Below are 17,317 nucleotides of genomic sequence, written 5' to 3' on the forward strand. Positions count from 1 at the left end.
ATGATAAATGTTAAAAATACAACGCTGTTCCTCGCCATTTCTATGCTTGCAGCCTGCGGTAGCAGTGACGACTCTTCAGGCACAGGTTTCGTACAAATGTATAATGCCAGTGCCAACAGCCCAACGGTTTATCTAGAAATCGACAATACCGTACGCACCGGCGCAACGTTTGGTGAAGTAACCACCCGCCATAACTATAACCGTGACGACTACACGTTAAACTACGTTTATTTAAACGATAACGATGACTATATACCGCTACTAAATGACGACGACACACTTGCCATTAAAAGCGATGTAAAACTATTAAAAGTCTTATCGGGCGACTACAACGAGCCACGCATTGACGAATTTGCAATTAGCGAATTTGACGGCGAAGACAAAATTCAAATCAGCGCCATTAATACCATTTCAGATCAGCAAGAATACGATATTTACCTTGCTAAAGACGATTACGCTTTTGTGGATGCCGAGCTATTAACTTCAACCCAATATTTAGCACTACCTGAGCTGCAAGAAAAAAGCGAAGATCATTACACCTTTTACATCACCCTCGCTGGCAGCGATGAGGTTATTTTTCAATCGAGCATGGTGGAGCTAGATGATGAACAAAGCTATATTGCCATGTTACGCCCAAGCTTTTCATCGCAACCAGGTGGTATTACACTTGATTTAGTTTCTGATGGGTCAAGCGTTACCTCGCTGACCCATGTTGATGCCATGTCGCAAATGCGTTTTTACAATGCGATTGATGAGTACCCAGCCGTTACCTTTAATGCGCTTAGCACCAAGGACGATATTACAACGCCTGCAACCCCATCCGACACAGTAACCGATTATTTTCCAGCGAATGCAGGTACCTTTACACTGTCGATGTTAGATAGCTCAAATAACCCTATCGTGAATAATTTTGTTGAAGCAGTTAACAAAAACACCTCGCTTATCAGTATTTTCTATCAGCATACTGACGATTATCCTGCAATGATATCGATTACTGAAGATTTAACGCCTAACGCGGTATCGCATAATGTGCAGGTTGTTAACCTGATTGATCATTCACCATATGATACCAATATCGCCAAAGTCGATATTTATTTTACCGAGGGTAATGAAACCATTGACGACACCACAAGCTACATCAAAAACATTGACGCATTCGCGACAAAATCGGTGACGTTAGATTCGCAAAGTTACGATGTAACCGTCACTTATGAAGTAAACAACCAAACTATCAGCGTCTTACAAATGGCAGATATCGACTTTTCACAAACCGGAAATTACATTTTGATTTTGGAAGAAGATACGAACGCGACAAGCGGCTATAAAATTACTCAACTAAAAACCCTAGCCGAGTAACCTCAGCTTATAAACGTTAATCAATCGCGGCGCAATCGTATGAAAATTTATGCGTCGCGTTTGATATTAAGTATTCGCAAAGTAAGTGTGATTTGAAACGCCAAAATTGCCTAAAAGGGATAATTAAATTCTGACAGGCAGATACGTGCCAACAACTGTCATTCGTAACGCCGCAAATAAACGGCTAAAAAAGTTGGCTATAATTTGTGAGATACGAACAAAGCCAACTGTTTTTTGTCCGACCTTTTAATTTGCTTTGCTATGTGTTTATACCACTTTGTTTTTATTGAAAAAGCTACTAAGCAAATAAACGATACCATACCAAGAAATACAACCAATTACATATGCAACTATTTCTCGAAAACTGTAGTAAGGTATAGCACCGCTCCTTAAATCATCTACTGCGCAAATAAATAAACCAACTGAAATTAATGAGCCGATGGCTAAACTTATGGAAGTTTTAAGGAGCTTAGAAGATAAAAATGTAAAGCATGCTGAAAAGAAACCTAAATAGATGATTATATGAAGCTCAATATAGTAAATGAGTTCAAGTTCATGCTTTTCGCCTGCAAAGGGATACAGTGGTTGTGGCGGCGCAAGAAAATAGCCTAATAGCGCTCCTATTAAACCAGCTGCAGGGACTAATAAAACTCTAAATTTATTCATAAATTAGAAAAACACATTACGCCCCGATAAGAGGCAAAAATCAATTGGTTACACACCCGAGTCTACTTTCTTAACTAACTTAGAAAATGCAATGGCAACCAATAGCATTAATACCGAATCAACTACCGACAGAATATTCTCTACATAAATATTGAATGGAAGTTCAAGATAATAATCTGAGGTCATTGTTATGACTTGAATGAGAATAGCTCCAAAAAGCAGTCCACTCAAAATCACTCATAACTTTCCTTTGGCAGTTAACAATTTAATAGTGCGCAAATCGCGCACTTTTCTGAATGGGTTAGTTTTAAAAAAGTTGATAACTAGTTGCCAGTATTATTAAAAATACATGTGGTTAATTTTTTGAGAAAGACAAAAGTGCGCAATTTGCGCATTTTCTTGAATATGGGGGAAAGGTTTAAATTCAGAGGCTGAAAAGTAAGGGTTTAAAAAATCTCAACGTCCGCTGTTCGCTCATTATCGACCTTAAAGGCTGGTGCTAAAGTTCTTGTCCGCTTTTATCAAACCCGAGAATCAAGTTTGAATTGATAATGCGAAACAAGGAGCGTAGCGAGTTGAGTAAGCCATACTCAGGCATGGATGCCGTATCATGGCGCTTATCAATAAATTCAAAGTTGCTTTGAGGATTAAGTTTGATAGTGCGGTCGCCTTTCTTTTGGTTACTTTATCTTTGGCGAAGCAAAGAAAAGTAACATGAAGCCCATGGATGGGCTTTATTATAGAAAGGGAGGTTTATGTTTAATAGTTTTATCAAAGTCACAAACTCGTTCACTACAGCCCTCCACCTAACACATACCCCCCTAAAACCAATAACAATATAAAGAGCCACCCAGAGTTTTACGTTAAAACTTGCTGTAAAACGTGATCAAACCGATTGCTTGACCAAAACTCTGGCACAGGATAATCAGGGTGTGCTTCTTTCATGGCTGCCCTTGTTATATCTGGGATATCCGTAGCATCAAGCTCATCTACTTTGGTTGGAAGATTCGCCAATCCTTTTAATTCACGTATTGTTTCAATCACCAGCATCGCTTTTTGTGATCGGTCGTCAATTTTGTTATCACCTAGCTTACAATAATCAGCAATAAGGGCCAATTTATCATGTATTTTCTCGCCATACTCCGCTAACACCACATCCAGCAAGATGGCATTAGCAAGGCCATGGGCCACGTGATATTTTGCGCCAAGCTGATGGGCAATGGCATGCACATACCCGACCGATGTGCGAGTAAACGCTTCGCCCGCATAAAAGGATGCGTTTAGCAGGTTTTCTCGTACCTTGATATTACTTGGCTCTTGAATCACTAATGGAAAATTATCAAAAATAAGTTTGCATGCGCTTAACGCTTTTTGATTAGTAAATTGCGTGCCGTTAATACCTATAAATGCTTCTATTGCATGTGTTAATGCATCCATAGCGGTTGTGGCGGTAATAAATGGCGGTAAGCCTTGGCTTAATTCAGGCATTAATAACGCGTATTTTGGCGCTAAGCAGTAATCTGCAATTGCGAATTTGTCCTGCTGCTTACGGTTTGAAACCACCGCTGCAACCGTTGTTTCTGAGCCTGTACCTGCGGTAGTTGGCACTGCGGTTAGCGGTGGTAAACGGCGCATCACTTTAAATAAGCCACGTAATTGCGTGAGTGTTTTATGCGGCTTTGCTGCACGCACCCCTATTAGTTTTGCGCCATCAATCACCGAGCCACCGCCAATTGCAACAATGCCTTGGCACTTATCTTGTGTATAAAGCGTAAAGCCCGACTCAATTTCGTTAATATCGGGATCAGGTAAAATATCTGAATAAATAGAGGTGCGAATGCCAGCACTTTCAAGGGCAGTAATGACAGACTCTGCTATACCTAGTGTAAGCAAGGTTTTGTCGGTAACCACCAATAGACGTTCAATACCTTGTTGTTTTAATTCAGCAAGCCAGATATCGATTTGCGCGCTTTTAAAGCACTTTGGTCGTGGAATAGGATAAACAAACAAGGCAATGCGTAACGCCATGTGATAGCAACGACACAGCAGCCGTTTAGTCAGTCCAATTGATTGCGCCATGGTTGTTGTCCTTTGTTGTTATTAGAGCAAATATCCTAGCACAATTTCTTGCCTTACAATCAAGGATATAAGAAAATCAAAGAGTAACAAGACAAAGTAAGCACCTGAATGGAAATACAACTCGCGTGTCATCACTGCGATCAAATAGTCACTATCCCAACGCTCAGCCATGGGGAGCATGCCTATTGCCCAAATTGTCATACCTTATTAAGCCGCACAATTAACGCGCGCGCTCAAAAAGTGGTTGCGCTCAGCATCGCGTCACTTATCTTGCTGTTTAGCGCCTTACTCTACCCATTTATCTCGTTTAGCAATCAAGGATTAAGCCAAACCATCAATTTGCTCGACGCGGCAAAAATATTGTTTTATCAAGATAACTTTTTCGTCGCCGCACTGATTGATATCACCATTATTGGTTTGCCTTTTGTGTTATTAACACTGTTTATTCCGCTTCATATGGGGGCATTGTATGTGTTACCTAAGCCGCTTTCGCGATTTTGCTTAAAAACGATTTACTACTTAAAACCTTGGGTTATGTCGGAAATATTCCTAATTGGCGTGCTGATCAGCATGATTAAAATTATGGCAATGGCTGAAATTACCTTTGGTTTAAGTTTTTGGGCGTTTTCCGCTTTTGTGCTGTGTTATTCACTCACGCTATATTATTACGATAGCCATAGTTTGTGGCTACAGCTCGCCGACCAAAACAAAATAGCAATTGATGAAAGCTTAGGCTCGCGCGCTAAAAATCAAAATTTGCGGGCTTGTCATGTTTGTCAGTTATTAACTTACGACGATATGTGTTCGCGCTGTAATAGCAAAACGTCGGTACGCAATACGCAACATATTCAATGGGTTTTAGCATTTACCATCACGTCGCTAATTTGTTATATACCAGCGAATTTTTTCCCGATAATGCACACTTGGATTTTCTCAATTGACGAACCGTCCACTATTCTTAATGGTGTTTTTACACTGTGGCAGATTGGCTCGTACCCAATCGCTATCATTATTTTCATAGCCAGTATTTGTATTCCTATCGGCAAATTGTTTGTATTATTTTGGCTGTGTTATTTAGTTACAAAAAAACAACACATTAGTAGAAAACAAGCAGCACGTGCTTATGTTTTAATAGAGCTTGTTGGCAAATGGTCGATGATCGATGTGTTTGTTGTGGTTATTTTAGTTTCATTAGTACAATTAGGCGTTTTAATGTCGATAACAATTGGTGTTGGTGCAATCTTTTTTGCAATTATGGTGATCACCTCTATGATTGCTGCGCAACTATTCGACCCACGTTTAATCTGGGATAAAAAGAGGTTTTCTGAATGAGCCCTACTGCCGCTATTAGTAAAAAGCGAACGCTCTCACCTATCTGGATCATTCCACTTATTGCCGTGTTTGTTGCAAGTTGGATGTTTTATCAATACCAACAAAGCCAAGGCACGACTATTTACATTACTATGCCAAATGCAGAAGGTGTGATCCCCGGCAAAACAGAAATTAAAGTACGCAGCGTAAAGATGGGTGTCATTGCCCAAGTACGCCTTGCTGAAGACCAAACCACAGTTGTTGCACGCGCGGTAATTGACAAAGATTACGAGCATTTACTTAATCAAGATGCAAAAATATGGATTGTTAAAACACGCATCGACGAAACCGGTATTTCTGGGTTAAACACTTTGTTATCGGGTGTTTATTTTGAATTTTTACCGGGTGAAAGTGATGCCAGAACACGTCAATTTACGCTATTAGATACGCCGCCTCAAATTCCCGATAACATAAAAGGTCAGCGCTATTTGCTTACCAGTAAAAATACCAATGTAATCGATGTGGGTACCACAATTTATTATAACGGGTACAGTGTTGGGCAAGTTGAAACTGCTAAGTTTGATTGGCAACAGCAGATTATGCGTTATGGCATTTTTATTCGCTCACCTTATGAAAATCTGGTCACAGAAAATGTGGTGTTTTGGGTAAACTCAGCGATTGAAGTTGACCTATCGGCGGATGGGATTAATTTTAAAACCAGTTCACTGGCAAAAATGCTGAAAGGCGGTATTTCGTTTGCTATTCCTGAAGGCGAAAAACCCGATGCTTTGGCTAAGCAAAACCAAACATTCAGACTAAACAGCGATTACCAAAAAGCGCTAGAACATCGCTACGACGAGTACGATTATTATGTTATTCAGTTTGAGCAATCAATTCGCGGCTTAACACCGGGTGCGCCAGTTGAATATCGCGGTATTCGTATTGGCACCGTTGAAGAAGCACCTGCGATGTTAGTGATTGATAATCGGCCTGCCCATTTTTCAACTGACAGTACGGCTGTACCGGTTAAGATTAAAATTGAATATAAGCGTATCTTCCACGATACCAAAATTGCCAAAGAGTTCTGGCAAAATAGCCTAGATGGCTGGATTGAAAAAGGCTTAAGAGCATCCCTTAAAACTGGTAATTTACTCACGGGTTCAATTTATATTGATTTTGATTTATACCAAGATGTTGAGCCATTTCAGCAATCTGAATTTGCTGGCTTAAAAGTGTTTCCAAGCACCTCTAGTGGCTTTAGCGTAATGGCGAACCAAGTATCGGAATTACTAGCGAAGTTTAATAATTTAGATATGCAAACACCGCTTAATAGTTTTGATAAAACAATGAACGAATACAACACATTCGCCGTTGAACTGCGCGAACTGTTAAATCGTAAAGACACGCAAACTCTGCCTAATGAGTTTAATGAAACCTTAGCGCAAGTAGAAAAATCGATGGCAACATTTGATGAAACCATGTTGCAGTTTGAAAAAACCATGTCAGATTACGAAAAAGGTTCAGCTATTTATCACGAATTAAACAGCACACTTGATCAGTTAAAACAATTAGCAGAGCAATTGCAGCCGTTGTCAAAAGGCTTAAACGAGCAACCTAATATGTTTATTTTTGATAAACAATTGGCAACCGATCCAACCCCAAGGAAACAATAACACAATGCGTATTTTACTGGTTTCAGTTCTTTTTTTATTATTGGGCGGGTGTAGCAGCCAAGTTGACACTATTAGTTATTACCAGCTTGATGGTGGCGAATTTGCGCCAAGTAAATTAGGCAAACAAGCGCGCGCTAATATTATCGTGAGTAACCCTAAGTTAACCGGGCATCTTGCCAATCGTGGTATTGCTGTTGAGGTTGCGCCACTACAAATTCAAAGCGCCAACGGCCATTTGTGGAGCAGCAGTCCCAGTGAATTGTTACTGCAAGCAAGCGTGGTTAATCTGGATAACCAGTTGTCGCAAAGCCGTGTTATTCCCCTACAGTTAGAATCTGCAATTAATGCCACGTTACCAACCTTTCGCGTAGATTATTATCTGACTAAGTTTCAAGCGAATCAAAACGGCGAAGGTGTAATAGCAGGCATAGTGACAGTATATAAACTTGAGCATACCTCGGCTACTATCGTGTATAGCCAAGGCTTTAATCAAGCTGTATCGCTTAACGATGACGGCTACGGCCCGCTTGTTAGCGCGCTAAATAGTGCGTGGAACAATGTCAACAACGCGGTTGCAACTGAGCTTAAAGCGCTAATTGATAAAGGTTAGAAACCCCGTCATAACCGGCAAGTTCAAATTGCTTAATAAACTTAAAGCCAAGTTTTTCAAGCACGTTAATTGACGCATTATTAGTGGGTGAAGTGATGGCATTTAATGTGTCAAAGCCGTGTTTACTGCGGGCACGTTCAATGGTTTTGCGCGCGGCTTCTGCCACATAACCTTGCTTTGTAAACTCATCAAGTAACGAATAGCCAAGATCAGGAATATCAAAATCGGGGCGTGTAACTAAACCACATACGCCAACAAAACAATCACGGTCGAGATCTTTTATACCCCATAACCCATATCCATATTGCTGGTAGGGCTGAATGTACTTTTCTTCAAGGTGTTTTGCAGCACTGGTTAGGTCATACACCCCTTTATCACCAATGTGCTCTCTAAAACTCGCTTGCGTTACTAAGTTAAAAATGAATTCAGCATCGGCAGTGGTTAATTCTTGTAGCGCGATATTTTTCACATTTATCCTTACAACTGAAAAACAAATAAAATATACAATTTTATTTTAAATATAACTAGAGCGTGTTGGCCTTTACAGTTTAATTAAAATCGTCCGCACTATGGCGCTCATGCAATTGCTCACTTTCATCGCCCCAACTGCGGTTTACTCTGCGGCCACGTTGTACCGCTGGTCGTTCAAATATACGGTCTGCCCATGCCTTTAAATGTGGGTATTCATCTACCGCTAAAAACTCAGCAGCGTCATATAAATCGCCACGTACCAATACACCGTACCAGGGCCAAATTGCCATATCAGCAATAGTGTAGGTGTCACCACACATGTATTTATTGTTTGCTAAGTGTTTGTTTAGTAGATCCAACTGGCGTTTTACTTCCATAGTAAATCGGTTAATTGGGTATTCCAGTGGCTCAGGAGCATACGCGTAAAAATGACCAAACCCGCCACCTAATGCCGGGCCGCTGCCCATTTGCCAAAACAGCCAAGATAAACATTTCGCCCTATCATTTGCATTTTGTGGAATAAAGCAATTAAATTTTTCAGCGAGGTAAAGCAGAATAGCGCCTGATTCAAACACAGGTGTAGCGGGCGATGCAGAGGTATCGAGCAACGCAGGAATTTTAGAGTTAGGATTAATCTCAACAAAACCTGAACTAAACTGTTCGCCTTCCATAATATCAATTAAGTAGGCGTCGTATTCAGCGTCTTGTATGCCCACTTCAATTAGTTCTTCGAGTAGAATCGTTACCTTTACACCATTTGGCGTAGCAAGCGAATAAAGTTGTAGCGGATGTGTTCCTTGAGGCAAGGTTTTATCGTGGGTCGCACCTGACTCGGGACGATTAATACTAGCAAATTTGCCGCCGTTTCCCGCTTGCCATTGCCACACTTTTGGCGGCGTATACTGATTATTAGCCATAACTAACCTCACTGAATTTTAAAGCGATTTATTAACGATATAAAAGATAGAGTATTGCGATACTGCTAAGCAAAATAGATGAGAAGGTTAATGTCATGCCTGTTACGCGAAATACTAATTTTTCATGTAGCATGCTCACACCATAGGCATGAGAAATACGCCCAACAAGCAGTGCAACACCTAATCCGTGAACAAACAGTGATGCAGCACCTAGGTATTCGGTAAATCCGATTAATATTACACTAATTGGAGCGTATTCTTGAAAGTTACCGTGCGCTCGCATTTTCTTTTGCAGCAGTTTGTCGCCGCCATCGCCTAACGCGACGAGAATTTTTTTGCGGCGCGTTAGCGTTGCCACACTCAAATAAATGTAAATCAAGCCTAGCAGCGCCGCGTAAAGAGGAATAACAGATATCACAACAAAACCCTTTTTGTTTTCTTATTAACCTGACATATTCCTGCAGGTAAATCTACTGATTTAAATAACGTTTTCGTTTGTTTTGTTTCAATGTATTTAAATCAACTAAAACAAGACCATCAACACTATTGTTAAAGTCTGGATCAACACCAAAACACAAAAACTTAACGCCGCCAGGCTCACACAACTCGGTATATTGTTTGTATAAAGTGGGGATCGCCACACCTTGCACTGCCAATGTGCTTTTTAGTGCTTTGAAGTCTTCTTTATAGTCGTTTGTGTAATTTGGCAATTCATTCGTGTTTGTGTAGCGATACGGATTGTTTGATGTTGCTAATGTGCTTTGATGAGCAAAGTAATGGGAGTAAAAGCTTACCAGCTGATCTTTTGCAGGTTCAGGTAACGTGCCGCTTATACTAACAGGGCCAAATAGATAGCGAATTTCAGGGTGATGCTGCAAATACGCGCCTATACCAAACCATAAGTAATCCAAACTGCGTTTGCCCCAGTATTTTGGCTGCACAAAACTGCGACCAAGCTCGAGTCCTTTTGCAAAATAAGGTGCCATTTCGTCTTTGAAATTCACTAGCGTTGATGAGTATAATCCGGCACTTTTTGCATTTTGTGTTAAAACATCAGCACGTCCAAATCGGTATGCGCCGACAATTTCTAGTTCGTCTTTATCCCATAAAATCAAGTGCAAATAATCGCTATCGTATTTATCTATATCGCGCTTTTGATTTGTGCCCTCGCCCACCGCACGAAACGCGATTTCGCGTAAGCGGCCAATTTCACGCATAATTACGCAGCTATCACCATGCTGATATAAGTAGATCATCTTTCCGTCATGGGTTTCCCCAAGCAATTTACATTTTTCACGAATTAATCGGCTCAAATTAGCTTTGTTCTCTGGCAAGGCAATGCATTTTTCCGTTTGAAAATAGCCTGGTTTACCGTCACCTATGGCATAAATATGTTTTTTAAACAGTTTAGTTAACTGCGTATCGTGAAGCGATGAATCATTAAACGCGCTATATGGAATAAGTGCGCCGATGCGTATAGGAAAATTACGTTTGCGTTGCTTAAACATTTCATTCACTAACAAGAACGACGCAAGCGGTTTATAAAGCATTGATACGCTATAAAACATGGGGGAGTTTTTAGCATCAACATGCATTGGCAGTATGGGCGCTTGATACGCTTTTGCGATTTTCAAAAAGCCTTTTTGCCAAAAGGTATCGCGCACCCCTGTTGGCCTTAAACGTGATACTTCACCAGCAGGAAAGATTAACAACACACCTTCATTGCTCAAATGTTCTTTTATGCGATTGACAGTAATTTTGCTGGTTGTGCCTTTAATGTTATCAACCGGTACTAACATTTCTTGTAGCGGCGCTAGGCTATAAAGCAGCTGGTTTGCCATCACGCGAATATCGCTACGCACTTCACTAATTAATTTAATCAGTGCCAATGCGTCGAGCGAGCCAATTGGGTGATTGGCGATTATCACCAAACGCCCTGATGCGGGAATATGCAGCTTTTCGCTATCTCGCACAGAATAACTAACATCAAAGTAATCAAGTACTTGCTCTACAAAATCAAGCCCTGATAAATGCGGAAAATCATTTTCAAATTGATGAAAATCACCTTCATGCATTAAATTTTTTAATAATTTGCTGCTTGATTTATAAAGCAAAGAGTTATTTATAAGTTGCGGAAATTGTTTTGCGATTACTTGGTCGACATGGATCATAACATTGGCCATAAAGCTGTTTTAAGTGCAGCATATGAAGCAAATGTGACGCGAATATTGAGTTTATATTGAACAATTGTGACGCATAAAAAAGGCGAGCATTTGCTCGCCTTTCACAAAAAACTATCAATTACTTTTGATAATCAAGTACCTTACCTGCATTTGTAATGTCAGAAATAATCGTCTGATTTTCAATTTTGCCAAATGCCTTGTCCGCGAATTTTGTACCGCGCATTTGCACGTTTAAGCGCGCTGCATCTTTATTTAGTACCGTTTTTGCGTAAAAGTCTTTAACATCAGCAAGTGTTACTTGCTCTACTTCTTTAATCAGCTCAGCTTTTGAGTTGAAATCAAAGTTTTCTTCATACCAATCTGACAAGTATGGTCTTAGCTCATCACCTAGGTTTTTCGGCTGCTCGTTTAGCTTGATCAGTACCGCATTTTTAAGTTGTGCAAACGTCTCTTCGCTAATTGCATCGAGCTCTTTTTTATACTCAAGCTTGTATTCATCGAAACGTGCCTGCATTTCACCTGGTCCTTTAACTGGTGTTTGAATGTACATACCAAAACCAACATAGTCGTCAAGCGTGGTGCTAAAGCCACCTACTGCGTACGCTAGTTGCTCTTCGGTGCGTAATTTATCAAATACTTTATTGCTAAAGTGGCCTTGTAAAACAAGCCCTTGCGCTTCTTGTTTCTTACCTTTTACTGGGTGCATATGCATATCAACTAAAGCAACATCGGCTACGTCAATATCACGTTGTACGCTAAATACTTGACCAGCTTTTGGTAACCACGCTTTCGCACGTGCGTATTGCGTTGTTGTCACCTCGTTAGGTAGCGCCTTTTCAAGACTAGATACAACGGTTTTCACGTCATTCTGGTCGTAGTTACCAAACATAAATACGCGTACTTGGTTGTTATTAAGTACCTGCTCCATTACCTTATTTAAATCGCTAATTGAAAGCGATTTAGCACGTTCAATCAGTGCTGCATCTTCATAACTGCCTTGGCTTGTTACTTTATAAAACGCATTGAATGCTTGGCTGTAAGGGAAGTTTTTGCTCTTGTTTGCAACAGCACGTAAGAAACGATCTTTCGCTTGGTTAAACTCAAGTTCGGTTGGCGCAACACGTAACTCGTTCATACCGGCTACAATTAATTCGCTTTGTTTGTCGGTAAAACCATTTACAGTAAATACCACACCGTTTGAATCAGAAAGGCTCATAGACATACCGCCCACCCCTGCTTCTGTATTCAACGCAACAACATTCTTACTGTATAGGTCTTGCCAAACCGATAATAGAATCGCCGTGTCCATATCACTAAGCGTTGCTGGGTTATTAATATACACTTTCAGCATGCCTTTTGGCTGATGCGAGAAGTTTTTGCTCGCAAACTGCCATACTTTAATATGCTTAGTGTCGTGAACAAGTTGCGGTTTCTCTTTAATTTCATCGCCCGTGGCTTTTAAATCAAAGCTTTCTGGCAATAAGCGGTTTACTGCAGGCAAGTTCATTGCAAGGTTTGTTGGCGCTTTCCAGCTGTTAATTTCGTCTTGTGAAATATCAGCAATGCGGTAGTTACCATCATAGAAATGAAGTGTACTGTCTGTTTCTTCTTTTTGGCTTACATACCAAATTTTTAACGTTTCTGGTCTAAGTTGACCAAGCACTTGTTCAATTGCTTTTTCGTCAAACTGACCATAATAATATGGTGCGTTAATCACATGATTCGTTGGATACACTTGCATTGCGCCAGCGAGGTTAGATACATAACCAAATTCATCGCCTTTTTCTAAGAATTTGAACTGGTTATTAAGTGATGTTCTGATTTCATCAAAGTACTTTTTATCAACGCCTTTTTCACGAATAAGGTCAATGTACTGCATGATAATAGCAACAATCTCATCACGGTGTTCCATACCACTATCGGTTAACGTTACATCAATTGAGAACGTACCATAGTTGCCATAATGTGAAGGCGATGCATTAGCACCTAGATCTGAGATCCAGCCCTTTTCACGTAATAGCGTAGCGGGTGTGCCCGGCATTTCTGAATAAATTAGGTATGACAGAAAACGATTTGGTTTAAGCGCAAATTGGTCGCTGTTATTTTCAATTGTGAAGTCGAGTGTTAATTGTTTAACGTCTTTGTTTGGCTTATAAAATACCTTTTTACCGCCAACTTTCGTTAAATCAACTTTCGCTGTAACAGTCGGCTTTTCAATATTTTTATTTTTAATATCTGAAAAGTATTTATTCGCTAGCGCTTCCATCTCAGCAAGTGGCTTATTGCTGAGTAAGGCTACTTTCATGATATTTGATGAATAGTATTTATCAAAAAAGGCAACGGTTTCGGTGTGTAGCTTGCTGCCTTCTTTATCACCAAGGGTTTCTAAATTACCGATTAAAAAGCGGTTTGCTGGGTGTTCGCCCATCATTTTACGCGCTAGTTTAAACTGACCAAAGAAATCAAGCTCGCGGCGCATTGACCATTCAGCGTTTACTGCGTTCTTTTCTTTGTCTGTATACTCTGGGTAAAGCTTCGGTGACTTAAAGAAGTCAGAAAAACGATCAAGTCCTTCTTCAAATGCATCGTTGTTCGCTTTGAACATATAGTTGGTAATATCTAACCACGTATATGCGTTATGAGCACCACCATTTTTGGTCATAAACTCTGAATATTCGTTGGTGTCAGGGAAACGTTCAGTGCCTAAAAACAACATATGCTCTAAATAATGCGCCATACCTTGTTGTGTCATTGGGTCATGCAATAAGCCAACGCCCACACTGAGTGCTGCAGCAGATTTATCAACACTTGGGTCCGACACTAAAACAACTTCAATCTCGTTGCTTAATTTTAATGTTTTGTATTCGCGGTTATCGTTCGGGCTAACAACCAGTGATTCTGCGTAAAGATTTGGATTATTCGAAGAGGTATTAGCTTGGTTAGTTGCATTACAGCCAACTAATACAGCCAGTGCTAATGCACTTAGGCTAAGTGCTTTTTTCATAATGGTTCCCTAGAGTTATAAATACAAAAAACGCTCTAATGTCTTGTCATAGAGCGTTTTTTAATACCAATTCTACTAAATAGGTAATCACCTAGCGCGTTGGATAAATGAAACGCTGAGGCATAAAATATAGCCTGCTAAAATGATTAATCAATTAAGTGAATTGATATACATTTATTCCACTATAAAAAAGCAGTGATTAAATGCAATACTTTAATTGTATTATTTGTAACGGTTTGTCAACAAATGAGATTTTGCATTAGCGCGCTAGCACAGGCTTGCGCTTGCGTCGCCAAATTAACGCACTCGCCATTAAGCCCAATAATGCGCCAAAACTACCACCTGAATCATCCGACGTTACTGGCGGCTTTGGCTGCTCTTTTATTAACGTATTTTCCTTTGGTGTTAAATCACTTGCGGTGTCAGTGTTGCTATCAATAATCGTGACATTTTCGATGGTAATTAAACGTTCAGCGCCAAGCGATGCATTACCATTTTTAAAGTCTGCACACTCATCATTGGTCGTATTTGTTAAAGGTACCGTGTTACACTCAAAATTTGATAATTGGTCAATTAAATCCATGCCTTCACCAATTACTTGACCAAATACCGTAAAACCACCGTTTTGTAGATCTAGATCGCCACTATTATCTTTAAGATTGATAAACCACTGACTCGTCGCACTATTTGAATCATTTTCAACTTTTGCCATGGCAATGGTGCCACGTACGTTAGAATAAACAGGCTCATTTACCACAGTACCATAGGTATCGATAGGTATAAACTTACTACCTTCATAAGTGTAGCCACCACCTTGCAGCACGAAGTTCGTTATTAAGCGGTGAAACACCACTTCATTGTAACGCTCGTCATTAACATACTTGAGAAAGTTCTCGACTGTTTTTGGTGTAGTTTCATCAAACAGGTTTATTTGAAAGTTGCCTTGTGTAGTTTGAACCTCAACAATCGTTGCCTGCGCAGCGCCCGCAAATAAGCCAGCAGCTAAGAGAGATAGTTTTAGCTTGTCCATAATTTCCCGTGAATATTTTGTTAATTTTTATCGAAAGCAGCTTACCGATTATTTGCCAATATGGCTATAAAACTCACGTGATAATTACAATTAATAACACTCCTTTAACAATAATTACGAGGTTTTGCGATTTCGGCCCACATAACCGGACAATTGTCCGCCCATAATTTTATTGTGATGGTTAGAATAATAGCGTTTGTTAATTAACTGCCGAAATTTATAATGATTACTGTGCGCTCTTTCACCTTTTTAGCACTCTCTATGCTGTTTATGAACAACAGCTACGCGACAAATAATGAGCAAAAGCTCACCATTTTGCACACCAATGACCACCACGGGCGCTTTTGGCGCAATGGGCAAGGTGAGTATGGTATGGCCGCAAGAAAAACGCTTATTGACCGTTTGCGTGCTGAAGCAAAAGCGAAAAATCATCAAGTACTGTTGTTATCAGGTGGTGACATAAACACTGGCGTACCTGAATCCGATTTACAATACGCTGAACCAGATTTTAAAGGCATGAGCTTAATTGGCTACGATGCCATGGCTATCGGTAATCACGAGTTTGATAATTCTCTAGAGATTCTAGATAAACAAATTGCGTGGGCAAACTTCCCGCTGCTCTCGGCAAACATATTTAACAAAAAAACGGGGGAACACGCCTACCAGCCTTACCAAATCATTAAACGTGATGATTTAACAATTGCGGTAATTGGTTTAACCACTGTAGATACGGCTAAAATCGCAAACCCTGATTATGTAGGTCATTTTGAGTTTCGTACACCCGCAGATGCTGCGGCTCCTTTACTAGAAAAACTCGAAAAAACCTACCAACCCGATATTACAATTGCCGTAACGCACATGGGGCATTACGTTGATGCCAAACATGGCATTAACGCACCGGGCGACGTGACTTTGGCCCGTACACTTAATGCAGGTGCGTTGGATCTTATTATTGGTGGACATTCACAAGAACCTGTTTGTATGGAAGGTGACAATACTGCTGATAGCGACTTTCTACCAGGTGATGAATGTCGTCCTGATCGTCAAAACGGCACATGGATCATGCAAGCGCATGAATGGGGTAAGTATGTGGGTAAAGCCGAGTTTTCACTGAAAAATAACGCGCTTACATTACTAAACTATGACCTTATTCCGGTTAATATGCTGCGCGAAACAAAGCAAGATGGTCAAACCGTTAAAAAGCTTGCATCAGAAAAGATCCCGGAAGATCCGAAAATGCTCGCATTTTTAACACCGTACCAAGAAAAAGGTTCAGCAAAAATTTCGCAGCCGATTGGTGAATTAATTGGTGATTTAGAAGGTTCGCGTAACAAAGTTCGCTTTGTACAAACCAATCTAGGCCGTTTGATTGCGAAAGCACAAAGTGAAAGTGTCGGTGCAGATTTCGGTATTATTAGCGGCGGTGGTATTCGCGATTCAATTAAAGCGGGCGACGTTAGCTACAAAGATATTTTGCAGGTTCACCCATTTAAAAACCGTATTACCTATCTTGAACTTAAAGGCCAAGAGCTAATTGATTACATCAGTTTAGCAGCGAGCTTCCCGCCAGATTCAGGCGCGTACTGCCAGTTTTATGGCATTGAATTTAAAAAAGAAAATGACCAATTAAGCATAATCAGTATCGATAATAAACCTTTTGATGCCAATAAACGCTATCGTTTTACACTTAATAGCTATAATGCGGCAGGCGGTGATGGCTACCCGAATATGACAAAGCATCCGCATTTTGTTGCAACTGATACCATTGACGCTGAAGTATTGAAAAATTACTTTTTGCAAAACTCTCCGGTTGATGCAACTAAGATTTAAAACCTCCCTGCTAAAAGGCGTAAGCTAACACTTACGTCTTTTACCTTTCATAGCATAAAGCTAGCGTTCCCAAGCTAGGCCCTACTACAAAAATAAGTTTTTTAATTGGTTTGCGTATTTGATTTAATTAGAAACATAAAAACCAAATTAGATATTTTAGCTACCGGAGCTAACTTCGAATGATCCT

At 40.2% G+C, this 17,317-nt stretch carries 14 protein-coding genes; 5 read left to right on the forward strand and 9 right to left on the reverse strand.

The window, feature by feature from the left end:
• Window positions 1-1,356 (forward strand): hypothetical protein, encoded by a 1,356-nt coding sequence (locus tag L1068_RS03475; protein WP_237129105.1) that lies wholly within the window; start codon window positions 1-3, stop codon window positions 1,354-1,356.
• 267 nt (window positions 1,357-1,623) lie between these two features.
• On the opposite strand, the gene L1068_RS03480 is transcribed toward L1068_RS03475, so the two are convergent.
• The 3 genes from L1068_RS03480 to L1068_RS03490 all read right to left on the reverse strand — a co-directional run bounded on the left by L1068_RS03480 (window position 1,624) and on the right by L1068_RS03490 (window position 4,101).
• Complete coding sequence (locus L1068_RS03480; RefSeq protein ID WP_237129106.1) at window positions 1,624-2,022, reverse strand: hypothetical protein; 399 nt, start codon at window positions 2,020-2,022, stop codon at window positions 1,624-1,626.
• Window positions 2,023-2,070: 48 nt separating this feature from the next.
• Complete coding sequence (locus tag L1068_RS03485; protein WP_237129107.1) at window positions 2,071-2,208, reverse strand: hypothetical protein; 138 nt, start codon at window positions 2,206-2,208, stop codon at window positions 2,071-2,073.
• Window positions 2,209-2,880: 672 nt separating this feature from the next.
• The gene (locus L1068_RS03490; protein WP_237129108.1) at window positions 2,881-4,101 is read right to left on the reverse strand and encodes an iron-containing alcohol dehydrogenase; all 1,221 of its coding nucleotides are present in this window, start codon (window positions 4,099-4,101) and stop codon (window positions 2,881-2,883) included.
• A 108-nt stretch (window positions 4,102-4,209) separates the two neighbouring features.
• Between L1068_RS03490 and L1068_RS03495 the strand changes: the two genes are divergently transcribed.
• Genes L1068_RS03495 through L1068_RS03505 form a run of 3 tightly spaced genes read left to right on the forward strand, consistent with a single transcriptional unit; the run spans window position 4,210 to window position 7,695 of the window.
• The gene (locus tag L1068_RS03495; protein WP_237129109.1) at window positions 4,210-5,433 is read left to right on the forward strand and encodes a paraquat-inducible protein A; all 1,224 of its coding nucleotides are present in this window, start codon (window positions 4,210-4,212) and stop codon (window positions 5,431-5,433) included.
• Entirely contained in the window at window positions 5,430-7,085 is a 1,656-nt protein-coding gene (gene pqiB, locus L1068_RS03500) for an intermembrane transport protein PqiB (protein ID WP_010559343.1), read from the forward strand. The genes L1068_RS03495 and pqiB overlap by 4 nt, the downstream gene beginning before the upstream one ends.
• 4 nt (window positions 7,086-7,089) lie before the next feature.
• The gene (locus L1068_RS03505; RefSeq protein WP_054979166.1) at window positions 7,090-7,695 is read left to right on the forward strand and encodes an ABC-type transport auxiliary lipoprotein family protein; all 606 of its coding nucleotides are present in this window, start codon (window positions 7,090-7,092) and stop codon (window positions 7,693-7,695) included.
• On the opposite strand, the gene L1068_RS03510 is transcribed toward L1068_RS03505, so the two are convergent.
• The 6 genes from L1068_RS03510 to L1068_RS03535 all read right to left on the reverse strand — a co-directional run bounded on the left by L1068_RS03510 (window position 7,670) and on the right by L1068_RS03535 (window position 15,300).
• The gene (locus tag L1068_RS03510) at window positions 7,670-8,164 is read right to left on the reverse strand and encodes a GNAT family N-acetyltransferase (protein WP_237129110.1); all 495 of its coding nucleotides are present in this window, start codon (window positions 8,162-8,164) and stop codon (window positions 7,670-7,672) included. The two genes, L1068_RS03505 and L1068_RS03510, sit on opposite strands and share 26 nt — an antisense overlap.
• Before the next feature lie 79 nt (window positions 8,165-8,243).
• Window positions 8,244-9,083 (reverse strand): glutathione-dependent disulfide-bond oxidoreductase, encoded by an 840-nt coding sequence (gene yghU / locus L1068_RS03515; protein WP_237129111.1) that lies wholly within the window; start codon window positions 9,081-9,083, stop codon window positions 8,244-8,246.
• 31 nt (window positions 9,084-9,114) lie between these two features.
• Complete coding sequence (locus L1068_RS03520) at window positions 9,115-9,501, reverse strand: MAPEG family protein (protein WP_237129112.1); 387 nt, start codon at window positions 9,499-9,501, stop codon at window positions 9,115-9,117.
• A gap of 52 nt (window positions 9,502-9,553) precedes the next feature.
• Window positions 9,554-11,254, reverse strand: a complete 1,701-nt coding sequence (locus tag L1068_RS03525; protein WP_237129113.1) for a lysophospholipid acyltransferase family protein — start codon at window positions 11,252-11,254, stop codon at window positions 9,554-9,556.
• A 130-nt stretch (window positions 11,255-11,384) separates the two neighbouring features.
• Window positions 11,385-14,270: an insulinase family protein gene (locus tag L1068_RS03530; RefSeq protein ID WP_237129114.1), complete on the reverse strand. Its 2,886-nt coding sequence runs from the start codon at window positions 14,268-14,270 to the stop codon at window positions 11,385-11,387.
• 259 nt (window positions 14,271-14,529) lie between these two features.
• The gene (locus L1068_RS03535) at window positions 14,530-15,300 is read right to left on the reverse strand and encodes a peptidylprolyl isomerase (protein WP_237129115.1); all 771 of its coding nucleotides are present in this window, start codon (window positions 15,298-15,300) and stop codon (window positions 14,530-14,532) included.
• Between the two features lie 261 nt (window positions 15,301-15,561).
• On the opposite strand from L1068_RS03535, the gene ushA reads away from it, so the two are divergent.
• Entirely contained in the window at window positions 15,562-17,130 is a 1,569-nt protein-coding gene (gene ushA, locus L1068_RS03540) for a bifunctional UDP-sugar hydrolase/5'-nucleotidase UshA (RefSeq protein WP_237129116.1), read from the forward strand.
• Window positions 17,131-17,317 lie beyond the last annotated feature (187 nt).

Source organism: Pseudoalteromonas sp. MMG024 (genome assembly GCF_021654175.1).
GTDB lineage: Bacteria > Pseudomonadota > Gammaproteobacteria > Enterobacterales > Alteromonadaceae > Pseudoalteromonas.